A 24,359-nucleotide genomic window follows, 5' to 3' on the forward strand; every position below is an offset into this window, starting at 1 on the left:
CCGTATGATAGAATAGTGCAATTTGTGGTGAAGGAAATGCATGAATTCAACCTTCAATATAAGCTCCAATCTGCAGTGGAAGGTTGTTCAGAGCTTCCAAGCGCAGGCTATATTCGGTGTTTTTGAAATCATAATGCACGATAATCAGTCCGGCTGCTCGCAAGGCTATTAGATGGTAATGCACCGTGCTCTTGGACAGTCCAACCTCACGGACAATTTCAGTGAAGGTCAGCTGTTTACCAGCCAGTAGTCGTAAGATGAACAGTCTGGTTTCATCGGACAGGGCCCGCGTTAGACGCAGTAACCCAGGGTCTGGTCGTCCCGGTTCTGTTGGCAGAATATCGCAAGAATAATTAGTAAAGATCATCTCGTCAAAGATCACTGAGGTGACAAATGGACGAGCATGATATTGAGGGATGAGGATTATTTGTTTTAGCATATCGTTGGGATATATCCTCATGCCCTGTGTAGCTTGTTCGTATACTTCTTGGTTATTCGTCCCGTTCAGACCGGAACGTCTCGATTCAGCTTCCAAAAAGAGTCCCTCCATAATTGCCGGATCAATCTGCCCAAAATACTGAGCATCCCATTCTCGTAGCACTTCGGATGTCCGACTGCGCAATTCGGGCAGATTGGAGGGGACAGATAACTTAAAGCGAGCGGCGATGTCATACAATTGGCCTGAGGACAAATCTTCAAGCCAATTCAAAAAGTGATTCACCGAACGTTCCCCTGAACAGCTCCATATATATGGCGCAAGGCTGAAATTGTCTGTTGCTTTCATCGTATCTCGCATTTGTTGAAGTTTGGCTGGTGAGAATTGATCCTGTACATCACGAACCCATCGCTTCCCGGCATCCAGGTTAGTATGATTTTGTTTACTTATAAAAGCGCTCAGGGTGCTTACGCATTCATAAATTGGTGCAAAATCAACTTCTACTGTGTAGTTCATAAGAGTTTAGTTCCTTCCTGTATTTAGTTCTATATTTATAGAACTAGTTATTTATTTTATATTATACGAACTGACTTGTTGTTTCAACATAAATTTCCCATGTTCGTACGAACTACCTTCATTCCACAAAAACGTTTCACCAGAAGGGGAAGTGAAAAACATACCACTTAACGAGAGGATTTTGTTTACGCCGATGATGTGAAAGTCCATGGGTGTTCCCGAAAATCCATACGAAACAAAGGAAGAGCCCATTCATTTAATTCTTGAATGGGTCTATTGAACTTTTCTATTATACTTTCCGATGACGTTACCCTAATATGGATAATAACCTACTTTTTATATAGGAATTATATAGTATGGAGAATGCCATGATGCCACAATGGAAGCGAAATCTGTATATTCTGTGGTTCGGCCTGTTTTTCAATCATATGGCGTACTCGCTGTCCGTTCCGTTCTTTCCTATATTCCTGCAAAATGATCTCGGTATCCAGAGCGGCCTGGAGGCTTGGTCCGGTATTTCGATCTCTATCAGCTTTCTGATCAGTGGATTATGCGCACCCTTTTGGGGATCACTGGCTGATAAATATGGTAGCAAACTGATGCTCGTCCGTTCAGGGGTTGGGCTAGGCATTGCACATCTGGCTAACTTCTTTGTTTACGATCCATATACGTTTATCGCGGTGAGGGTCTTTCAGGGACTCATGGCTGGTTTTCATCCCGCCTCGATTACACTGATCGGCACCAATACTCCGGAGAAACATGTGGGTTACGCACTTGGCGTGATTTCCACGGCCAGCGCTGCGGGCGGGATTCTTGGTCCTCTTGCCGGTGGTGTGTTGAGTCACTGGATCGGACTGCGAGGATGCTTCATTGCATCGGCTGTGATTACATTGATCGCGGCTCTAATGGTCCTGGGTGTTAAGGAGTCACGACAAGCTCGTACAATCGTTCCGACGAAGATCATAGGGGACTTGAAAAGAGCAGCTTCCACACCCGGGCTGATGCGGATCTACGGTTTGATTCTGCTGGTTTCAACGTCTGTACTCATCATTGAACCGGTGCTGACACTCTATGTCGTCCAGATTGGAGGAGATATCGGCAGTGCAACACTTAGTGCGGGCATTGTCTTCTCGGCGATTGGTGTAGCAACCGTCATTATGGGACCCCGTTGGGGCAAGATTGGTGGCAGGATCGGATACGAGAAAACACTGTTTATCGGTCTGATCGGCGGCGGAATTGGCAGTCTGCTGCAGATGACAGCTACGAATCTGATTTATTTTGGCAGCCTGCGATTTGTGTATGGTCTGTTCTTTGCCGCGGTCTATCCGGCGCTTAATGCGCTGATTATCAAGTATGCTGACCATGATTTTCGTGGGAGGGCTGTCAGCCTGAGTCAGACGGCGAGTCAATTCGGTATCGTGCTTGGACCGTTAATTGGTGGTTTCCTTGGTGGATGGATCGGCATTCCGTTTATTTTTCTATTTACTGGGATTGTATTGCTGGGAGCGGCTTGGACAGTCAGGGTTAGTGATGTGAAACAGGCGAGTAAACCCGGATTAAGCATGACAACAGCAGAAGCGGGCGGAAACAGCATAAAGAAATGACCAAACGACGAAACAACGAAACAACTCTATGAGATAAAAGGATATTCGAACGGAATGGTCATCACTACAACTTAGGGAGGAATATATATGTCGCAACGACAATTGAAATTGGGAGCTAATCTGAACGGAGTGGGTAACAGTATCTCCTTTTGGCGTCATCCGGATATTCCCATTAATGCGAGCGTTAGTCTGGAATTCTACAAGAAGCAGGTGCGTATCGCGGAAAAAGGGAAGTTCGATCTGCTCTTTATTGCAGATGGCCTCTTCATCAACGAGAAGTCCAATCCTCATTTTCTCAATCGCTTTGAACCTATGACACTTCTGTCCGCACTCGCCGGGGCCACTTCCCATATTGGGCTGGTTGCTACATTGTCTACTTCCTATAGTGAACCGTTCACGGTTGCGCGGCAATTTGCTTCGCTGGATCAATTGAGCGGCGGGAGGGCTGGATGGAACGTGGTTACTTCACCTCTGGAAGGATCGGCACAGAACTTTGGCAAAGGCGAACATCCAAACCATGCGCTGCGCTACGAAATTGCGGAAGAACATCTGAATGTGGTCAAAGGTCTCTGGGATTCCTGGGAGGACGATGCCTTTGTTGGGGACAAGGAACAGGGCGTATTCTTCGATCCTGCCAAGCTGCATACGCTGAATCACAAAGGAAAGCACTTCACCGTACAGGGCCCCCTGAATGTGGGGCGTTCGAAGCAGGGTCATCCGGTGATTTTCCAGGCGGGCTCATCCGAATCTGGTAAAGATCTGGCTGCCCGCTCGGCAGATGCCGTCTATACAGGACATGAGACGCTGGAGGAGGCAAGGGAGTTCTACCGGGATGTGAAGGCAAGAGCAGTGGCGTATGGACGTCAGGCAACGGATATCCTGATCTTCCCGGGCATCGGTCCCATTGTGGGTAGAACAGAGGAAGAAGCTGAGCAGAAGTATCAGGAAATTGCCGAACTGGTGAGTATGGATCAGGCGCTGAATTATCTGGGGCGTTACTTCGATCATTACGACTTCTCCCAGTTTCCGTTGGACGAACCTTTCCCCGAGATTGGGGAGATCGGCAGCAACAGCTTCCGCAGTACAACAGAAAAGATTAAGCAGCAGGCACGCGAACAGGAGCTGACCTTGCGTCAAGTAGCATTGCTGGCGTCTACCCCGCGTACATCGTTCATTGGTACACCGGATCAGATCGCAGATCAGATTCAGGAATGGTTTGAAGGCGAAGCGGCAGACGGATTCAATGTTCGTACCGTGGTGCCCAATGGCTTGGAAGATTTCGTGGAGCTAGTTGTTCCGGTTCTGCAAAAACGAGGGCTGTTCCGCACGGAGTATGAGCATGAGACGCTAAGGGAGAATCTGGGACTTGAGATTCCGCGTAACCGGTATACGTTAGAAAGTGTAAGATAGAAAAGATAGAGCGGTAATGACGTTAATTTAACGTGTTGCCGCTCTTTTTGATGGTTTCTTTTTGAGAGAGTACTGTTATTATAAAATGATAAACAAGCTGTAATTCCAGACGAGTCACAGGAGGAGATTGGCATGATTAGAGGGTTAACGAATGCGGGACTGGGCAACATCGAGTCTGATGAACAATATATCATAGAGGCGGCCAAGTATGGTTTCGGATCTGTCGATTTGAATCCGCTCTCATTGATTGAAACGTATGGTAAGGAGCGGGCGCAACAACTACTGGATAGCAATCAGGTCATTATCGGTTCATCGGGTCTAACGGTGGAGTGGCGGACAACAGATGAGCAATTTCGTGAGGGATTGCAATCTTTGGTTGCCATGGCTGAAGCTTCTGCTTCGCTGAATTGTTACAGCTGTTGTACGTATATTTTACCCTCAACGGATCAGCCAGCAGCGCAATTTATGGCGGCAGCTACGAAACGCTTGAGACTCTGCGCAGATATTCTGGACGCTTACGGGATTAAGTTAGGGCTAGAGTTTGTTGGTTGCCATCACTTGCGGACGCAATGGAAGAATCCGTTTATCTGGCGTGTGGAAGATACGCTGGATTGGATTGAAACCATTCATGCGCCTAACGTAGGTTTGCTCGTAGATTCCTATCACTGGCATACGAATGGTCTACCCATGGAAGATCTGTTGAAGCTGAAGAAAGAGCAGATTGTTCATGTGCATATCAACGATGCCTATGATTTGCCGATCGAGCAATTGAAGGATGGAGAACGCTTGTATCCTGGGGAAGGTGTAATAGATCTGAAAGGTTTTCTGAGAAATCTGAAGGTTATTGGCTACAACGGTGTCGTGGCTCAGGAGGTGTTGGCACCTGCATCGCATCTTGGTACGAATGAACTATTTGCCAAGTCGAAGGCTGGGTTCGATAAGGTGTTTGCAGATTTCTAATTCATGCTGAGGGAAAAGGAATGAAAGAGAACGACTGGATTAAACGGGCATCCGTTTGGTCTGGTCGTTTTTTGGTATGCCTGTATTCGATATCCAAACATGTTTCTGTTCAGTGATTGTTAAGAGCTACTTGTTATATTGATAATGAACATAATCAGAAGTTTTAAGGAGGAGACGGTTTGAGTCTACACACTAAAAGGGGTGCAAGAGTCAACAGAAAACGATGGAGTGTGCTTGCTCTTGTCATTACATTACTCATAAGCGTGGGTTTCCCATCTTCATCGGCCATGGCTGCAACAGAGCCCCTTTCTTTAAATCGACCTACAGATATTAAGTTGTACAAGACGGCTGATGGCGAAACAGAAATGTTGATCGCAGATAGCGGTAACAATCGGGTTATTCGCGCTACACCGGAAGGCGAAGTGCTGTCGACGATAGAGGTCAATCAGGTGACGGCCGTTACGATGGGGAACGATGGATTAATCTATGCAGCCGAATCAGGTGCAGCCTTACAGATCCATGTTTTTAACCCGGATGGTACAGAAAACGCGCCACCGATTGAATTAAAAAATAAACAATGGATGAGTTTGGGTCAAGTTGAAGGTCAGCAATGGTATATTCGCAATGTCATCAGATTTAAACAGTTCAACAAAGAAGCTATAGCTGTAATTTATAACCAGATCAGCGTGGCGAATGATGCTACACAGAAAAACACTAAATTTGCCTATGGTTACCTGGAAAACTCGGTAGGTGGAAATGTTGGTGCTTTAAATGAATATTCCAGTGCAATCTCCGGTATTAACGAGGCTGGACAAAATTATGGGTATACCCATAGTCATGGTATATTTATGCCCCCTTTACTTAGTATACAGAATACAACTGACAAGCTTGCAAATCTGACACTGGATTTGGTAAACAAACGTTTGTACGTTGTGAGCGAGAATAAAATTATGCGGACTGATTATGAAGGCCCTAATACTCCTATCCTGGGTAACTGGTTTAGCGGAACGGAGATGTACCCGATTGACATTAAAAACCAGATCAGTGTTGATCCGGAAGGCGAAGTGTATATGGCAGATACTGCGAGAGACCGGATTGTCGTATTCAGTGCAGACGGTACTTCTGCTCGTCCTCTAGTTCTGAGTCAGGATAATACCCCTAAACCGGTTGTAGGTACATTTGCCAAAACGGTTGTAAATGGGCTCCCAATCACTTTTACATCCACAGATTTTGACAGTAATTATGCAGATCCAGGGAACCTGCTTATAACGGATATTCGTATCACATCTCTGCCTGACAGCGGTAAATTACAGTTGAATGGCGTTGATGTGGTGGCTAATCAGATTATTCCTGTAGCTGAATTAAGTACGTTGAGTTTTATTCCACCTTCTACTTTTACTGGTTTTAAGACTTCATTTGGTTGGCAGGCCAAGAATGGAGTTGTTTTTTCTGATAGCGCGGATGTAACGATCATGCTTCGAATCAAAGGGGATGCCAATGGAGATGGCGTAATTACACCAGCCGATGCGTTATTGGTCAATAAATATATTAAAGGCTTAATTACATTAACACCTGGTCAGATTGAAGCGTTGGACATGAATGATGATGGTGTACTCGATGCGAAGGATTCAGCGCTGATTATGGGCGTTTACTTGGGAATTAATTCATAATATTAGAAGGGAGTGACTATCTTGCCAAACCAAAAGGGGTATTTAATTTCTGTAAAATCCAAACGATCCATGAAGGCGCTTCTGACTATGCTGCTCACGGTTTCCATGATCTTTTCGTGGCTTCCTCAGGCACAGGCCAGTGTAGATCCTGTCATTCATATCGGAGAAGTATCTGGCAAACCAGGAGATATCGTCGAAGTGCCTGTGTCTTATGATTCGAAAGGCTCAGCATTTGCTTTTTATCACTCTGAGCTGTCCTTTGCCTACGATTCAGCTGTGCTTGAACTCGTGGAAGGGGACGAGGTTGTAAACCAGCAGGCTTATGAAAAATATCAGGGATTAAATTTAACCAAAGATACCTCTGCTTCCGGTTACATTGAAGTGTCTATGATGACTCAACAATTCATCGATGAATCTACGGAGTTGTATTCCCTTCATTTTAAGATTAAGGAAAATGCGGTTATCGGTCCAAGCTTAGTAACCCTGCAAACGGGCGTATGGACAGGGGATATTGATCCGGTTCAAGTGACCGGGCAAGTTGGACAAGTCATTGTGCTTGAAGATGTAAAGCCAGTCGGGAATGGAACTGTTGGCATTGGATCAGCACAAGGAAAAGCAGGTGAAAAGGTAACGCTATCGGTCGATACGGTGTCACTTGATCAACCAATCGGCTCTTACGGGGTACGATTGAAGTTCACTCCCGCAGCCATGCAGGTTACTGATGTTACAGGCAACAGAACGGGAATACAGTATAACGTGAATAATGAAACAGGATCACTCATCGTAGGCTGGAGTGATGAGGATGGCGGGCTCAGTCCCATTCCGGCATCCGAGAGCCCGCAGGAGTTGTTTGACATCGAATTCACGATGGCTTCCGATGTTATTGCAGGAGAGTATCCGGTCCAGGTTGTCGACACGGCCCTGCCTGAACACTTTACGGTGACGGATGCTGATGCAATTGAGATGAACAAGCAGATTGTACCGGGCAAAATCACAGTCGTGGGCTCACCGGTTACGCCAACAACACCAACAACACCATCCAATCCGGGTTCGTCCGGTTCAGGAAGTTCATCCGGTGGTTCGGCAACATCATCACCGTCTGCAAGCACTTCCGAGAAGATCACCGTAAATGTGACCAATGAACGGAACACGAAAGCTGTTGTTTCAGAAACGATTATTGAAAGAACAACAGGGGCAGATGGACGCAAAAAGGACGAGGTGAATCTGACGGCCAAGCAGACTGCTCGTGCAATTGAAAGCCTGAAGAAGGCAGGTTCGACTATTGCCCGGATCATGATTCCGGATGAGAAGGACGAGGTATCTGAACTGAACGTGAAGCTGCCTGCCAAGTCTACTGCACTAATGGCAGACGAGAAGATGAATCTGTATATTGAAACGGATAACGCCTCTCTGCAACTTCCGGCGAAATCTTTGCAAGGACTGGAATCGGACGTGTTTTTCCACCTTGTTCCAATCAAGGATGCCGCTGGGCGTGAGGTAGTAGAGCAGCGTATTCAGAAGGATCCATTAATTGTAGAACAGCCAATCAATACCTCCGACTTCCGTTTAATAGGTCGTCCAATGACCATTGAGACAAATATGAGCAGTCGTCCGGTGACAGTAGTGCTACCGATCAGGGATACGAACCTGACACAGAAGGAACTGGACAAGCTGCAAGTATTTATTGAACATAGCGATGGGACCAAGGAACTCGTTAAGGGTAAACTTGTTAAGTTTAATGGAACAGACCAACCGGGAATTGAGTTTGAAGTCACCAAGTTCAGCACATTTTCCATTATTCTCATGAATGGCAGCCAATCCTCAGCGTACATTCAAGGTTATGCCGACGGTACATTCAGACCGAATCAGGCGGTTCAACGTGCTGAAATGGCTGCATTGCTATCTCGCGTATTACCGTCGGACAGCGATGAAGCAAGCACGGCATCCTATCGGGATATGCCAGTCGCCGAGTGGGCACGAGAAGCGATTACAACGGCGACAGCAGCAGGTTATATGCATGGTAATGCTGCCGGCGATTTCATGCCAGGGCGCTCTATCACACGTGCCGAGATGGCTGTCATCATCGAGCGAATTTTGACAATTCAAGAGTCAGCTACCGATGTCAATACAGAAACAACTGAAGCAACAGCAGCTTTGTCAAGCGAAGCCACGGATGTTACACTGCACTGGGCCCGAGAGGCGGTTCACCATGTATTGGCAACGGGAGTCATGCGTGTGTCGCAAGACGGAGCATTTCGTCCGAACGATGCTGTAACACGAGCAGAGGCCGTTACCTTGCTGAATCGTTTGGTGAAGATTGAGCCTGATCTGTCCGGTGCATCCAGATGGAAGGATGTATCTGCAGATCACTGGGCTTATGGCGCGATCCAGGCTGCATCCCAGAATTAAAAAGTAGATTGCTGATACTGCTCTTCCCTGTCTTCAGTTGGGGAAGAGCAGCATCAGATGAAATCCAGGAGGCATCTGCGGATGCCTTTTTTTCATCGTTATATGGTAGTTATCAAAAAGGATGGACAGCTTCAGGTGCGAGTGGGAAAATAACGCTATGTTGCAAGATAGACGTTACTGGAGAAAGAGAGATGACAGTCATCAGAACGGATCGATTTATGTTAGGGATCGGACTCATGACCCTGCTGATTGCGCTAGTGGTAACATGGCAGATCTCAGGTGGACACGAAAAGCCCGTGGCCAGACAGGGCACTCTGGACTTGGCAGGTATGAAGTGGACGAGCCAATCCGTCATTCCACTGGATGGAGAGTGGGAGTTCTATCCGGAACAGTTGCTCTCCCCACAGCAGATTCATAGTATGCATAATAAACCTGTCATGATGCAAGTGCCAGGTAATTGGGACGACGAGAGAAACAACCAGGGCTATCCGATGAAAGGCAAAAGTTATGGAACCTACCGCTTGATTGTGCAAAACGTGCCGCAAGGTGAACTGCTGGCCATTGCCAAACGTTATGTTCGTTTTGCAGATGCAATGTATGTGGATGGTAAGTTGATGAGTCGTTCCGGTCAGCCGGGAACCTCTGCCACATCGTACGTCCCGCGCAATGAACCTTATACGATCTATTTTCACCCTGAACGTACAGAGATTGAAGTTGTGCTGCAAGTAGCCAATTTTGATTTCCGCAGTGGTGGCATCTATAACTCAATGGATCTGGGACCAGGCAGTTACATGGAAACAAGAACGATCATTCAATCCGGACTTGAGCTATTGATTATAGGGATTGTGGTGATTTTTGGATTGTTGTTTCTGTATCTGTATGTCCGCCTGCATCGGGATGGAAATCAGCTGTTGTATGCGCTGTTCTTCATCGGTTTTGCATTGACGGTTGTGACCAACGGGGAGCGTTTGCTGTTACAGTTGCTGCCGGACATTCCTTTTGAGTTGGCGTATAAATTGAAATACATGTCGGTATACGGAGTGTCTGTGATTGTCAGCATGATTACCTGGAGACTTACTCCTGCTCTCGCGCCCGTGTTAAAAAGGTGGCTTCAGGTACCCAGCATGGTACTGACTGTCTATCTGGCATTTATTGCGCTGGCACCATTTCGTGTCTATTCCTATATTCAGGAGAGTATGTACGCTATTAATCTGTGTGCCTATGCATTGGCATTCATGGTTATTATACATCAGTATGTTCGGGCAAGGTACGGTAACCGGAGTCGCTCCCAGGCGCAATTGCTTATCATCTGCATCTGGCTTATGCTGATCAACTATGTGCTTGGAATCATTGTGACATGGTACCCGATCAGTCAGGTGCTGCTGAACTGTACAACGCTTGTGATTTTGTGTGCCTTTGCCATGTTACTGATCTATCAATACACGCAGGCATATGATTCGATGCAGCAACTTACCCATCAACTTCAACTGTCGGACAAAGCCAAGGATGAGTTCTTGCTTCTGACTTCGCATGAGTTAAATTCGCCGCTCCATAGCATTATTCATCTGTCCCGCTCCCTTCTCACAACGTCACTGAGACGCACTAATGAATTGGAAATTCAGGGCAAGCTTCAGCTTATTCGCAATACGGCGTACCGAATGTCCAATCTGGTCAATGATCTGATTGATATATCACGATTCAGGGATGGCAGCATAAAACTCTCCATGGGAAGCGTTGATCTGGTATCCTGCCTTTCACTGGTTACGGAAGTGCTGGGATTTTTGGCTTCTGGCAAAGGAATTGTTATGATTCGCAGACTGGAGCCTGAAGCACGCTATGTCATGGCGGATGAGAGTCGGCTGCTTCAAGTGCTGTATAACCTGGTCTACCACATGATGGGACAACATCATAATGGGAAGCTGGTACTGGCGTGCGAAAGGCATCTGGATCATGTGCGAATTACTCTTTATCTGGAAGCTGATTCGGATTGGAGTACTCTGCAAGGTCAGGGTGCAGACCCTGGTCTACAGCAAGGGGATGAGATTGCTGCGGGGGTTGCTGTTGCAGCGGAAATGGTCAGTGCAATGAGAGGGAAACTCGTGGTGAACGATGAAGCAGCATCAATCATGATTGAGCTTCCTCACGCAGTTAGCACCAACAAGCCCGATTTGGCCGAGGTAGCCGCAACGCAGGAGACTGATGTGAAGGAGGAGAAAAAGGTGGGAAGCGTGATTTCAGCCCACGTATTAATTGCGACATCTGATCTTGTGGATATGGAACAATTGAATACATTGCTTGCTACAGAAGGCTTTCATCTGAGCTTCGCTGACTCTGATGTCAAGGTTCGGACTGCTCTGGCTGGTGGGAAGTTGCCCGATCTTGTGATTGTCGACGCGATGTTGCCTGAGGTGACCGGGTATGAGCTGTGCAAGCAGGTACGGATGGAGTTCAGTCAGGTAGATTTACCAATTCTGTTTATTAACATGCGCAGTACACCAGCAGATATTGAGGCATGCATTCAGGCCGGCGGTAATGATTTTATAACCCGTCCACTGGATGCTGGCGAAATTCTTGTGCGGATACATACATTACTTGGCATGAAGCAACTCGTAAAAGAAGCAGCCAATAACGAGATGGCCTTTTTGCGTTCACAGATCAAGCCGCATTTTCTGTATAATGCGTTAGGCACCATTATGTCGTTATGTTTTACGGATGGGCCGAGAGCCGGAGAATTGCTAGGCAGTTTCAGTCGTTATCTGCGTATACTCTTCCATCTGGATAACACGGAGGAGTTGATTCCGCTTAGTAAAGAGATGGAGTTAATTCGAGCCTATGTGGAGATAGAGCAGGAGCGATTCGGTTCACGGCTTCAGGTTAAACTGGACGTGGACAGCTCGTTATATTCCTGTAAAGTCATGCCGCTCCTGATTGAACCGCTGGTGGAAAACGCCATTCGGCATGGCGTATCCAAGAAGATTGACGGCGGAACCGTTCGCTTGACCATTCGAAGATATGAGGATAGCGTTCAAGTGGTGGTTGAGGATGATGGTGTGGGCATGTCTGGTAAGCAGGTTGCCTTTATTATGAATAGAAGTCATACAGAACAAGGTATTGGCCTGCAAAATGTACAGAGACGATTGAAACATATGAACGGACAAGCACCTGTGATTCAGAGTGAACAAGGTCTGGGCACCAAGGTTACCATTAAATTTCCATATCAATAATACAGAGGGGGAGAGACCGTGTTGCAGGCCTATTTGGTGGACGATGAGCCGCATGCGCTGAATATGCTGGAGATGTTTCTAACTCGAACGGGAGAAGTCGCCATTGCTGGGCGTTCGGTGAATGGATTCGAGGCACTGGAGGCACTTCAGCATACACGACCGGATATCTGGTTCCTCGATATTGAGATGCCGGGCATGAGCGGATTGGAGCTTGCAGCGAATATCCATGAAGTCGAACCGGATGCCGTCATTGTATTTACAACGGCTTATGATCATTATGCTGTCTCTGCTTTTGAACATGAGGCTCTGGATTACCTGCTCAAACCGATTGAGATGGGCCGATTGTCCAAAACCATTGACAGACTGCTGAAGGATAAGGGAAATGCGGCTAAGTCAACTGCAGCGGAACCAGCACGGCAATCTTCGGGGAACAGCAATGAGTCAAATCAATTATTTGTACAAATGTTGGGGAATTTTCGTGTCACGCCTACGAATGGTGAAATGGTCATGTGGCGTACAGCGAAGGAGAAGGAACTGTTTGCATATTTGCTATTGCATGACCCGATCACCGGTGTTGTTCACCGGGATCGCATTATTGACCATCTGTGGCCTGATGAGCGTTACGAAAAGGCCAAAATCTATATGCATACCTGTGTGAGTCTGCTGAGGAAAAACCTGAAGAAGTTGGGAATGGAGCAGATGGTCAGCTACAGGAATGAACATTACATGCTGGACAAAAAGCGAATCCGTGCTGATGTATATGATGTACTGGAACTTGTACTTCGGATGCAACGCGAGGAGGATGTTCCACTGGCTCAAATGGAGCGGACTTTACATATGTATCAGGATGAACTGCTTCCGCAGGAAGATTATTTCTGGATGTCTGAACTTAGCCAGAAGATCGAGCGCGGTGCATTGGAACTGATGCTGAAGCTGTCCGAGAAGTACCTGGAACTGCATAACGACAAGAAGGCAGCAGAAGCAGCGGAACGTGCCATGCGGCATTCCCCTTATGAAGAAGAAGCGTATCGTTGTGCCATGCAAGCATATTTGTCCATGGGCAATCATGACCATGTCTTACGTATCTATCGCGATCTTGAAGAACGTTTAAGTGAGTTGCATATTCGTCCTTCTTCAGTGAGCACACGATTATATGAGCAGATTAAAGCTTGAAGTGTTAAGGAGTAGCTGCAATGATTCGACTCCTATAATTACAACGTAATAAGTCATTTTTACTATGAACGTGGAAGTTAAGGGGGATGAGGCAGACAAGCTCTCATATGGATGATACATGCAGCATATTAGACAACAGGCACGGCATGAATGACCGGATACCCGACACACGGATTGAGGGTAAAGTTGCCGTAGGAGGATCCGATATCTACAGTGGTGAAGTTCATGTGGAGACCCTTGGTAAGAAGATCGGCATGGTCTTCCAGCAACCGAACCTTTTTCCCAAATCCATCTATGATCACGTGACCTTTGGCCCCAAACAGCATGGATCCCCTCTCTACCTTCAAGATTGAGGAGCTGACGCACGAATTGAAGGAGCGCGTTATACCATTGCAGCAAGGCGCTCGATTATCCCAGCAGACCGTGTTCTTCCTAAATGGCGAAGTGGTGGAGTGTTCCGCTTCCCAAAGCATGTTCGCTGAGCCAGCGGATGTACGTACACAGGATTATATTAGTGGCCGGTTTGGTTGAATGTTTTATCGTTGAGAAGTGTGAAAGTCTTTCAGATCTGATCTGAAAGACTTTTTACTGTTTTTACAGACGTATGTATCCGGTTGAAACACGGAAAATGAACTAAGAATGATTTTTGTTATACTGTGATTCAATTGTTAGAATTCCATATTTTTGATATTATCAGTTACATTGGTCAACAGCATAATACGAAGTTTTTAGTAGATAAGGAGTACATAAGATGAAATTTTTATTTGAATTAATGTTATCCATGCTTCTGTTAACGAATGGCGCAAGTGGTGAACCGATTACCAAAGAAGAAATTCATAGTTATCTCAAAATGCATCATCTGAAATACGCAGAAATCAAAATCGTGAATGATCAATCGGCACTTTTGGTTAGTGTAAAAGGGGAAGAGGCCAAAGCGTCCGTACTTACCAAATCACCCAAGAACAAGCTTGTCATGCAACCAAATCAGTATGTATGGAAAGAAGATGAGGAAGGGATTTCAGTCCAGAAATTAGGGGATTATCTCTGTGTTGTTATTCACGATAGAGCAGTGCCTCATGATATGGATTTTGTGAATATTATATACACGGACGAAAATTGGATCGAGAGGAAGGACCGTTATTATTTTAATGGAAAGCAAGCGCTTGTTATTCCAATACCCATTCAACAAAAATACCTTGTTGTAGCCATCTATGGTAATGATGGTTTTATCCATGATATGAGCAAACACTTACCGTAGGCAATTTAATAATGGAAGTAGGTTCATCAATCACATCTTAAATCTTACAAATAACTTGCACCCAGTTCACAAAAGTAAAGATGTAAAGGCTGCAACAAAATCCCGCTCACCCAAAGTACCTGCGGCTTCAGGACATATCATGCCTGTGGTTCGTGGGTGCTTTTTCTATACTCGGCGTATGCGTAACCCTGATCTTTTTACAAAAACCACTATGTTCTCCGCTTGATGATTCCGCCTATGTCAATTCTCCTCCTAATGATGCACAGCAGTGGTGGAACTTTCCTGAATCGTGAACAATCTATGAATTGTTGTATCATCCTCTAATTGCCGCATTCTCCCCAGATTCACTCCCCCTATATGGAGCAGCGCAGAGCATGACTCTGTTAGAAAAAGCTTGAGAAACCTTTAACGGAATATGAAGGAATGCAGGTATATGTAAAATTTTAAATACATGCTTCTAGGCCGTTGACCCTGCCCCCATAAGTCTCTTATATTTACTCCCGACACAACAACTCAGAACGGGTGGTGGGACGATTTTGTTCACTAATAAAGGCAAGAAAATGCTCGCTATGCTTACACTTATACCCTTGGCGACTGGGATGGTCATGGGTGCTTTTCCTGCGGCTGTATCCTATGCAGATGCGGGTGATGGCTCGCCAGTCAACAACTCGGCAACAGGTTCTTGGCAAACGGGAGATTTGCACGTACATACATTTGAGTCCGATGATGCACAGGTTTCACTGGAGGACGTGCTTGATGCGGGTTTAACCAAATATGGGCTGGACTGGATCGCGCTTACGGATCACTTGCGGTTATCCAAGCGAGATCACAATGGGAACGACATTTCGGATGGACCAATACCCATGTCCCAAGGAATGAATGAATATCAGGTACCACAGATCAAGGCACTTCAGGATGCAGGCAAATACACAGGTAAAACGATCTTTTCCGGTTTCGAATGGGACATGCCTACACATGAACACGTTGGAGTGGGGATTCTTACGGATGAGCCGAACTCAACCGAAGCGCTGAACGCTGCCAAGGAATTCGAGTATCGTTTCACGAATCGCGCAGCGAACCTGTTTAATGCGGCAGACGTAGCGAATTGGGATCAGAACGGGGGGCGTGCCTACACGACTCATCAGGATGCCTTAACCGCCATCAATTGGCTCGCGACCAACTATCCAATGACAAGTTATGCGATGATCAACCACCCTTCACGGGGCAAAAACAAATATACCATCGCGGACTTCCGTGATTTCAACGATTTGGCTCCACAAGTGGTATTCGGTATCGAAGGCATGCTCGGCAATCAGATGGAACCGGATCGTGGTGGGTACAACACAAGCTACAATGTAGCTAATCCGACCGCTGATGATGGATACAAATACCGTACATACGGCGGCGTAGACTACATGGTCGCCAAGGTTGGCGGATTATGGGATGCATTGCTTGGAGAAGGACGTCATTTCTGGAACTATGGCAATTCGGACTACCATTTCAAGACGATTGGCACGAATTCCAGTGGTTATTTTCCGGGCGAATATGCCAAGACGTATTCCTGGGTTGAGGGTACAGGGATGCAGGCTGTTCTGGATGGACTGCGTTCGGGGAAATCATTTTCCGTATTCGGTGACCTGATCAATGCACTGGACTTCACGGCATCCGGAGCGGGTAATCAGGTTGAGATGGGCGGAGACCTTAATGTTACCCAAGGTGATGAAGTAGAGCTGAAGATTCGCTTCAAAAGTCCCGCGACGAGTAACAACTATGAAAATCCAATCAACAGTGGTGCGTCCGCCGGACAAGTACCCATTGTGGATCACGTTGATCTCATCGCCGGAGATGTTACAGCCAAGGCCGAGAAGGGTACAGCCGCATATACCAAAGACACCAATGACTCTACCAGAGTACTGGCTACTTTCACGTCCAACGATTGGACGACAGATGCCGAAGGCTATAATGTCATCACGTACAAGATCCAAGCTACAGACCAGGACAAGTATTTCCGCCTGCGCGGGACGAATCTGGGCATGAACGTGACAGGTGAGACTGTCAATGGCGAACCGCAGCTTGATCCGAAAAATACGACTGCGGATGCAACCACCCGTTTTAATCAAATTAATGATAGCAACTACCGCGACCTGTGGTTCTACTCCAACCCAATTTTCATGAGTGCCACACCTTATAGTGATGCACAGGCGGTAACCGATACAATTCAAGCAATCGATTTGGGTGATCTGAGCGCGGTCACTTCCGACCTTACCCTTCCTGATGAAGGAAAGCATGGTGCAACCATTAGTTGGTCCAGCTCCAACCCGGAACGAATGAATAACGAAGGCAAGCTGCTAACACAACCTGACAATAATGAGCGATTGGAACTGACGGCAACTGTGCAGCGTGGAACGGAATCTCAAAACAAAACGTTCACTGTCATTGTGGAAGGTACGAATAATCAGGCGCTGGTGTTGAAAAGCAACATGACTACCGCTGACGGTCAGCCATATTACACGGATACATGGACGAACCAGTCCGTAACCGTTAGTGTAACCGGCGCAGTATACGCACCTGCTACTTCTGCGATCATCGAGTTGTCTCGTGACGGAGGGCAGACATACGAACCATATGAAGAGAATACGCCTTTGGAGGTAACGGAGCCGGGAGAGCACAACCTTTTATTCCGGGCAACCGATGATCTGGAACAAACGTATACTTTACCTCAGGTCATTAAAATGGACCGTGAGATTCCCGTCATCAGCTTGCAAGGTAGCAGCCAGATGACGGTGAATGTGGGAGACACGTACAATGAGCCTGGAGCACAGGCTTCTGATAATGTCGGCATCCGTGGTTCCGTGCATGTGGATGGCACGGTGAACACACAAGCAGCAGGAATCTACACCCTTCGGTATAACGTGAAGGATATCGCTGGTAATGCAGCACAGGAAGTTATCCGTACCGTGACTGTACAAGCCCGCTCAGGCAATAGTGGCGGGGGTTCAGGTGGGGGAAATGGAGGCAACTCTGGTGGGAATTCAGGAGGAAGCATACCAAGTGTGCCAACAACGCCAACCGTTCCAACCACACCAACGAGCCCGGAAACGGGGGCAGATTCATCCACTGAAGTGAAGGTTGAGGTGGAAGCGAATCAGCCGGTCCAAACGGGTCTGAAAGACATCGTACAATTCAACGCTCCGGCGGGAGCCATCGGTTCCAAGGATACGTTGCAAGTGTCTGTGGTTGCCAAGAACAAGTTACAGAATACAGCTTCCCTGAATGTACTTGGACAAGCTGTACAGATTAGCCGCAGTGGCGGAAGAACATTGAACGATCAGGCCGTATTGAGCTTGAAAGTGGATTCGACAGAACTGCCGAATGGCACCCAACCTGCAATCTACTATTATAATGAAGCTCGTCAGAGCTGGGTATTCATCGGTGGCAAGACGAATGCAGCAGGAAGCATAACGGCCAATGTGAATCATCTGGGCACATTCGTTGTGTCAAGCTATGCACCCTTGAATCTGTCTGACCTGAGTGGACACTGGGCTGCCGACTACGCAGACCGTTTGCTGGGCATGAACGTGATTCAAGGTTACACAGATGGAACATTCCAACCTTCGAAGAAGATTACCCGGGCAGAGTTTGTTACGTTGCTCAGTAAGGCGCTGGCATTGAAGTCTGTCGAGTCGGATACAACGTTTGCAGATCAAGGTAATCTGCCCGACTGGGCGAAAAGAGACATAGCCGCAGCCATGCAAGCTGGAATCGTGAAAGGTTACGGCGATAATACATTCAAGCCCGATCGGACGATTACCCGTGCTGAGATGGCAGTCATGATGGCGAATGCACTAACAGCAAGTTCGGAGGCACAAGCCGGAATGTCTGGCAATACATCCGTTAAACCAAGTTTTAATGATGCATCGCAGACGCCGTCTTGGGCACAGGAAGCACTGGATGCAGCGGTGCAGGCGAAGATTGTTAGCGGATATACGGACCATACGGTTCGTGCAGGCAGTGAAACGACTCGAGCGGAAGCTGTGACGATGATCTACAAACTGCTTTTGGCGCTTCACGTGTAACTGCAAAGTATTTAATGAAAATAAACGAAGGTCATCCTGACAAGGATGGCCTTTGTTTATTTTGCATGTGGACAGGTTATGAAAAGTCTGCTCTCAGCGCAGCTTATTCTTCCTGTTCTATAATCTCCACATCGGTTTTATTGGAGGCTAGGAAAGAAGGAAGCAGACTGCCATCGGGCAGTGCAATGTTAAAATGTAATAACGCCTGATTAAGCAATCGACAGTGTTCAGGTATGCTGTGCACCAGCACATTAAATTGAATGTCTACCGTCCCTCCTGGGGCGATTGTCCCCAGTGAAAGTCCCTTCACAACGTCTCCATCGGGTAGAAGCTGTCCGTTAACCACCACGCTGCCAGCAATAAAGGTGGACTCCGCTTGGAGTACATCTTTCAGAATGACATCTATCGCTGGCAATGAGCTTGCGTTATGAATCAAAATTTTGTAACGGAGATGAGAATGGACTTCGACCTCAGATTTGTTTGCACTTTTGACAATGGTGAGCTGTGGCAAACGACTCGGAATAACCACTGTTTCGGATTGGAGTGACCCAACTGTTGCTTGACCCTGAGCTTGAAATTTGGCTGTAAACTGATTAAGGATACTTCCGTTTACGGGCTGGTTAATGACGATAACCTCAAACGTAATACTTGCGCTATGCGCCGGCTGAAGGGATGCAATGAAAATGCCCGCGGCTGGATGAGCTCCAGCAACCAGTTGTCCGTCCAATCTTACACTACCCTCAACGAATCGGGTTCCAGTCGGAATTGGGTCGGTAATCGTAACCTGAACGATTGGTTTTCCCGTATTGGTAACGACGATCTGGTATGTGATGGTGTCGCCCACAACAACTGAAGTTTTATCAGCTGTTTTTTGAAGGGTAATCTGTGTTGGCGAAGTGGAAGTTACGAGTACGTTGACGGGATTGGATTGGAGTGTGAAAATCGTCTGTCCCAACGTATAGCGAAGGTTCGCCTGATTTGTAATTAGTGAAAGCGTAGTGTTTGCGTTTACTCTGACTTGGAAGGACAACACGGCGGTGCCTCCTGGCGGAATAATGCCGAGATTGATTCCGGTCGCAGGGTTTCCCAACGGTGCCGCTACTCCGTTAACGACTACACTGCCCGTTACCAATGATGTTCCTTGAGGAACAGGATCGGTTAATACAACCGAACTTATGAGTGATCGGTTATTATTGCGTATAAGAATGCTATAGGTAATGATATCACCAGGTAAGGCATCAGGTCTGTCCGCCGTTTTGTTAATAGATACATTGGGATTGTTTACATAAAGGATAATGGAATTCGATTGTGAGTTGTCCGTTAGTGTTCGTCCGTCTGCGGTAAGGAAAGTAAAGCTTGCAGTCGCTTGATTTATAATCTCCAAACTTGGAGGTATGGAGGTAAGGGTCACCGAGAATGCGACTTCCATTTGCTGCCCCGGAGCAATCGTTCCCAATGGAATGCCAGTAACAGGGTTGGCTGAGGGTAAAGGGTTGCCATTGGATACGACACTTCCCTGCACAAAGGTCGTATTGGCTGACAATATATCGAACAAGGTCACTTGGGCTGGAACTGGACCTGAATTACGGACAGTAAACAGGTACTGAACCGTATCACCAATCTGTACATTTTGAGTGCTTGCCGCTTTGACTATGGTGATGATCGGGAGATCTACAGGTGTTGTCACTGCATTGGACTCCACGGTATCTGTGAAATCTCCTGTGGTGAATACGACTTGCGCCTGATTGGTTACAAGGACAGGCATAGGCTCGTTAATAACACTGTCATTAACTATGACTTGAAAAGTGACGGCTACTGAATCATTTTGCATGATCGAACTGATCGTTATGCCTGTAGACGGATTGGCGTCAGGGGTAACGTTGCCATCTACAGTAACACTTCCTGGAACAAATGTGGTACCGACCGGGATCGGATCCGTAAGCAAAACATCGGTAATGGGCGTCGATACATTATTTTCGATCAAAATCGTATAAGTGATTGTTTCCCCTATCTGAACATGCTGGGCAGGTGTTGATTTCAATACGGATATAATATTCTCAGCCGTAACCGGGATGGAGACGATATTGGATAATACGCTATCACTGAGAATGCGACCATCTGGCAGAATGGCAATATAGTCAGCTCTGGTTTGATTGTTCAGTACAGGCGGATCAGGAAGCGAAGTGACTGCAGCCTGAAATGTGACATTTACAGGGAATTCACGAGATATCGTGCCCAGAATAACGCCTGTCACTGGATTGGTCCCGCTCCATCGATTCCCGTTAATGAATATACTGTTCTGCACAAACGTCTCTCCCGGCGGGAGTGGGTCAAACAATATGACATCTGCATTCAGATTCCCCGTATTGGTGATGAGTAGAGAGTACGTAATGGTGTCTCCCACAACCGCAATTGATTCGGAGGCGGATTTCTCAATATTTATTATTGGACTATATACGGGGATGGTCACTATATTGGACAAGTTCTCAATAGTGGTTGTTCCAACAATAAATTGGATGGTTGCTTGGTCTGTCAAGTAAAAAGGATTGGGCAGAGGTACGGGTAGATCGGTAACGCTGACCTGGAAGGTAATGATAACCTGACTATTGCCAGGAATGCTGCCGACATTAATACCAGCAGAAGGATCGGCTCCCGGAATGACCGTCCCATTCAAGGTTACACTATCTGGAACAAGCTCGGAGCCGGCCGAGATCGAGTCCGTAAGGAGGATGTCATTAACCGTGAAGCTTTCAATATTATCGATAACGATGGTGTAAGTGATCACATCTCCGTCCACAGCATCAATAACATCAGCGCTTTTAGTTACAATCGGGTCAACAGTGGATATTGGTATGATGATTTCATTGGAAGGGGAACTTCCCGAAATGACACGTCCATCCGGTGGATTAAATGTATAGTCCGTCGTTGCCTGATTCGATAGTTGCTGATTGGCAGGCAGTGTATTCACGACAATCTGAAATGTAATAAACAGGGATTCCCCTGGAGCCAGCGTTCCTAAAGGAATACCTACATTTGGATCAGCCGCAGGCAATGGAATGCCATTGGATATCACGGTCCCCGGTACAAAGGCGGCATCTGGCGGGATTATATCCGTCAGTGTCGCGTCTGCAACGATATTGCCGGAATTCGTGACATTGAATTGGAACGTTAACGTTTGACCAACGGCTGCAAAGGTAGGATCGGAGCTTTTGGTTGTTGTAATGATAGGCTGATATACGGGTATGATTAAAGGATCCGAGAAAGATGCTTGCTCGAACGGGCCGCTCGTAAACGTAACCTGTGCCTGATCAGCAAGCTCGGGCGGATCGGGTAAAAAAATAACATTAGTGCTGAATGTGACGGTCACAGACACGCCGGGACCAATGGTTCCAAGGCTTACCCCTGTAACCGGATCTGCTGTGGGCTGAACGATTCCATCAATGGTTACACTGCCAGGAATAAATGCCGATCCGATTGGAATGGCATCTGCAAATACAACGTTGTCAATTGGATCAGTATCTGAATTGGTGATAACTACGGTGTAGGTTAGTGTATCTCCTATAACAGCATCAGTGGCACTGGCTGTTTTGGTGACACTGACCAGCGGAGTGGATACAGTCACGGTTACGATGTTGGAAACAGATGTGTCTGTGATCACACGCCCATCAGGCAGTTGGGAGGTATAGTTCACAGTCCCCTGATTCGTTAAGTCAAATCCCCGAAACAGCCCAGACACCAGTACCTGAAATGTGACAGTTACCGTATCACCAATGGCTACATTTCCAACGTTGATACCAGAAACGGGATCATCTGTCGGCTGTACAGTGCCATTAACCGTAACGCTCCCTGGTACAAAGGTGGAACCTTCCGGAATCGGGTCCGTTACGGTGCTGATGGCATCAATATTTCCGACATTTGTTACGACCAGTGTATATGTCACCGTGCTGCCAACTAGTGCATTGGCTGTATCTGCGCTTTTCTCAATCGTAATGTCCGGTTGAAAGACAGGGACAGTGACCGCATTGGACGGAGCCTCATTGGAGATGATGGGGCCATCCGGAACAGTAGGTGCTGTATAACCGACTTTTGCTTGGTCAAACAGACGAGGTGGTGTAGGCAATGAGGTTACCTGCACCTGAAATGTAATGATAACCGAGCTGCCGGCCGGAAGTGAGCCGACAAAAATTCCGGTTAGGGGCTCCGTTCCCGGCTGTGATACCTCATTAATGGTAACTGTGTCGGGTATAAAGGAGCTTCCCGCAGGAATGTTGTCGAACACCACCACATCCGTAGCGTCCGAAACGGAAGTATTTTCCACAAGCACCGAATACGTAATCGTATCTCCGACAATTGCATTCTGTTCACTCGCGGTCTTCGTGGCAGTAATCACAGGGGTATTAATATTGATCTGCAGGGCAAAGGAATCAACCAAGTATCCGTCGCCCGAAGTTGTTAAACGCAGTAAAGCGGAAGTTTGGGTGTTCACAAGTGTAGTACTGACATCCACGTTAGTAATGTCCCATCCTTGTCGTCCGCCCACAATATTCGTCCCAGGCGTCCCGTTGATCTGATTCCGGTTGCCGAAGGTGCCTGTGGTGTCCAATGCGCCGGTATCTCCGTTAATCTGGGAGGCGAAGAAATTCGTTGCGAAATTGTTCGGACCGGATAATGCCCTTAGATTGGATACGGTGGGACCAAACAAAGCCTGATCTCCCGTTTTGTTCGCATCTCCCTCTTGAGCTCCGAGTAAGGCTCTGCCAGCCAGAGGGCCAGAAAATGGTGTTGCAAAGCCCTCAATCGGTGTAGTAACCGGACCTGATGTCGAAAGAATAACCTCGGCACCTACCCGAATCGAAAGGTTCCGCAGGGGCAAGGCTGGATTGCGGTAAACCACGCCAAGTGTCCAGCCTGCATGATTCGACGTCGGATCAGGAATGGACAACGTCCCGACTACGCCACCTGTCACATATGTACCTGCCCCACTAGCTCGAATTAAATCCGTTACGTCCGATGATCTTACGTAAGCGAAGGTTCTTGGAAATCCAGATGCCGTCGAAAGTAGAACTTCTCTAGCTGTGGATGGATCGGGAGAGACGGTGGTTACACCGACGGGTGTGGTCAGAATGACGTCTTTGTTAATAAAAGCCGAATTGTTCTCCTGATTATCAATGAATGTTCCACCCCAGATTAGTTCCGCATAGAGAACAGTACTTCCCACAGGCAGATTGAGAACAGCAGCTGAGCTGTTGTTCTGAAATACGTTGGTGGTTCCAGGTGGATAGGAGCCGAACTGTACGTTGGTATCCGTGATGATGTACCCTCCAATACTGTCCACCGTACCGGGAACACCCACCGTATTGGACCGGCTTAGCCCCAGCGTATTTCCTGTAAAAGTTATAGCCCCGGTATCATTGATTACGTATCTTTCAATGAAAGCCACTGCATTTCACATCCTTTATCATAAATTCACTCTAATCAATATATTGGGGTCGAAAAAAATTATGAGGAAGTACGGGCTTAATGTTGAGCAGGAACGGAAATTTGTGATTTTTTGTGTTTTCGCTATCTTTAATTCTGCCAGTTCTCAGCAGAAGTCAAGAGGACAAGTTATTGTGATAGAATA

The 24,359-nt window shown here is 47.0% G+C and carries 13 protein-coding genes; 10 read left to right on the forward strand and 3 right to left on the reverse strand.

Going from position 1 to position 24,359, the window contains the following annotated elements:
• Positions 1 to 46 precede the first annotated feature (46 nt).
• Entirely contained in the window at positions 47 to 952 is a 906-nt protein-coding gene (locus ACX9NY_RS00905; RefSeq protein WP_342570802.1) for an ArsR/SmtB family transcription factor, read from the reverse strand.
• A 368-nt stretch (positions 953 to 1,320) separates the two neighbouring features.
• On the opposite strand from ACX9NY_RS00905, the gene ACX9NY_RS00910 reads away from it, so the two are divergent.
• The 7 genes from ACX9NY_RS00910 (at position 1,321) to ACX9NY_RS00940 (ending at position 13,402) form a co-directional block, all read left to right on the forward strand.
• Positions 1,321 to 2,556 carry an MFS transporter gene (locus ACX9NY_RS00910; protein WP_342570801.1) on the forward strand — a complete coding sequence of 412 codons (1,236 nt, stop codon included), beginning with the start codon at positions 1,321 to 1,323 and terminating at the stop codon, positions 2,554 to 2,556.
• A gap of 87 nt (positions 2,557 to 2,643) precedes the next feature.
• On the forward strand, positions 2,644 to 3,966 hold the full coding sequence (locus tag ACX9NY_RS00915; RefSeq protein WP_472476721.1) for an LLM class flavin-dependent oxidoreductase: 1,323 nt from the start codon (positions 2,644 to 2,646) through the stop codon (positions 3,964 to 3,966).
• A 132-nt stretch (positions 3,967 to 4,098) separates the two neighbouring features.
• On the forward strand, positions 4,099 to 4,926 hold the full coding sequence (locus ACX9NY_RS00920) for a sugar phosphate isomerase/epimerase family protein (RefSeq protein WP_472476722.1): 828 nt from the start codon (positions 4,099 to 4,101) through the stop codon (positions 4,924 to 4,926).
• 179 nt (positions 4,927 to 5,105) lie between these two features.
• Positions 5,106 to 6,596 (forward strand): dockerin type I domain-containing protein, encoded by a 1,491-nt coding sequence (locus ACX9NY_RS00925; RefSeq protein ID WP_339236716.1) that lies wholly within the window; start codon positions 5,106 to 5,108, stop codon positions 6,594 to 6,596.
• A 21-nt stretch (positions 6,597 to 6,617) separates the two neighbouring features.
• Positions 6,618 to 9,005: an S-layer homology domain-containing protein gene (locus tag ACX9NY_RS00930; RefSeq protein WP_472476723.1), complete on the forward strand. Its 2,388-nt coding sequence runs from the start codon at positions 6,618 to 6,620 to the stop codon at positions 9,003 to 9,005.
• A gap of 191 nt (positions 9,006 to 9,196) precedes the next feature.
• Positions 9,197 to 12,229 (forward strand): hybrid sensor histidine kinase/response regulator, encoded by a 3,033-nt coding sequence (locus ACX9NY_RS00935; RefSeq protein ID WP_472476724.1) that lies wholly within the window; start codon positions 9,197 to 9,199, stop codon positions 12,227 to 12,229.
• Positions 12,230 to 12,247: 18 nt separating this feature from the next.
• The gene (locus ACX9NY_RS00940) at positions 12,248 to 13,402 is read left to right on the forward strand and encodes a response regulator (RefSeq protein WP_339236709.1); all 1,155 of its coding nucleotides are present in this window, start codon (positions 12,248 to 12,250) and stop codon (positions 13,400 to 13,402) included.
• Positions 13,403 to 13,530: 128 nt separating this feature from the next.
• On the opposite strand, the gene ACX9NY_RS00945 is transcribed toward ACX9NY_RS00940, so the two are convergent.
• Complete coding sequence (locus ACX9NY_RS00945; RefSeq protein WP_472476725.1) at positions 13,531 to 13,728, reverse strand: hypothetical protein; 198 nt, start codon at positions 13,726 to 13,728, stop codon at positions 13,531 to 13,533.
• A 43-nt stretch (positions 13,729 to 13,771) separates the two neighbouring features.
• Here ACX9NY_RS00945 and ACX9NY_RS00950 point away from each other — a divergent pair, with 43 nt between their 5' ends.
• The 3 genes from ACX9NY_RS00950 to ACX9NY_RS00960 all read left to right on the forward strand — a co-directional run bounded on the left by ACX9NY_RS00950 (position 13,772) and on the right by ACX9NY_RS00960 (position 18,736).
• Entirely contained in the window at positions 13,772 to 13,933 is a 162-nt protein-coding gene (locus ACX9NY_RS00950; protein ID WP_472476726.1) for a phosphatidate cytidylyltransferase, read from the forward strand.
• Between the two features lie 220 nt (positions 13,934 to 14,153).
• Positions 14,154 to 14,660 (forward strand): hypothetical protein, encoded by a 507-nt coding sequence (locus ACX9NY_RS00955; protein ID WP_339236707.1) that lies wholly within the window; start codon positions 14,154 to 14,156, stop codon positions 14,658 to 14,660.
• 536 nt (positions 14,661 to 15,196) lie between these two features.
• Positions 15,197 to 18,736 (forward strand): S-layer homology domain-containing protein, encoded by a 3,540-nt coding sequence (locus ACX9NY_RS00960; protein ID WP_342570796.1) that lies wholly within the window; start codon positions 15,197 to 15,199, stop codon positions 18,734 to 18,736.
• 103 nt (positions 18,737 to 18,839) lie between these two features.
• On the opposite strand, the gene ACX9NY_RS00965 is transcribed toward ACX9NY_RS00960, so the two are convergent.
• Positions 18,840 to 24,176 (reverse strand): DUF7507 domain-containing protein, encoded by a 5,337-nt coding sequence (locus ACX9NY_RS00965; protein ID WP_472476727.1) that lies wholly within the window; start codon positions 24,174 to 24,176, stop codon positions 18,840 to 18,842.
• Between the last annotated feature and the right edge of the window lie 183 nt (positions 24,177 to 24,359).

It is taken from the genome of Paenibacillus sp. CB74 (assembly GCF_055687625.1).

What these genes read in the sequence shown, in the direction of transcription:
- ACX9NY_RS00955 (WP_339236707.1), top strand. Translation starts at nt 14,154, where the DNA reads ATGAAATTTTTATTTGAATTAATGTTATCCATGCTTCTGTTAACGAAT.
- ACX9NY_RS00910 (WP_342570801.1), top strand. Translation starts at nt 1,321, where the DNA reads ATGATGCCACAATGGAAGCGAAATCTGTATATTCTGTGGTTCGGCCTG.
- ACX9NY_RS00945 (WP_472476725.1), bottom strand. Translation starts at nt 13,728, where the DNA reads ATGCTGTTTGGGGCCAAAGGTCACGTGATCATAGATGGATTTGGGAAA.
- ACX9NY_RS00920 (WP_472476722.1), top strand. Translation starts at nt 4,099, where the DNA reads ATGATTAGAGGGTTAACGAATGCGGGACTGGGCAACATCGAGTCTGAT.
- ACX9NY_RS00905 (WP_342570802.1), bottom strand. Translation starts at nt 952, where the DNA reads ATGAACTACACAGTAGAAGTTGATTTTGCACCAATTTATGAATGCGTA.
- ACX9NY_RS00935 (WP_472476724.1), top strand. Translation starts at nt 9,197, where the DNA reads ATGACAGTCATCAGAACGGATCGATTTATGTTAGGGATCGGACTCATG.
- ACX9NY_RS00915 (WP_472476721.1), top strand. Translation starts at nt 2,644, where the DNA reads ATGTCGCAACGACAATTGAAATTGGGAGCTAATCTGAACGGAGTGGGT.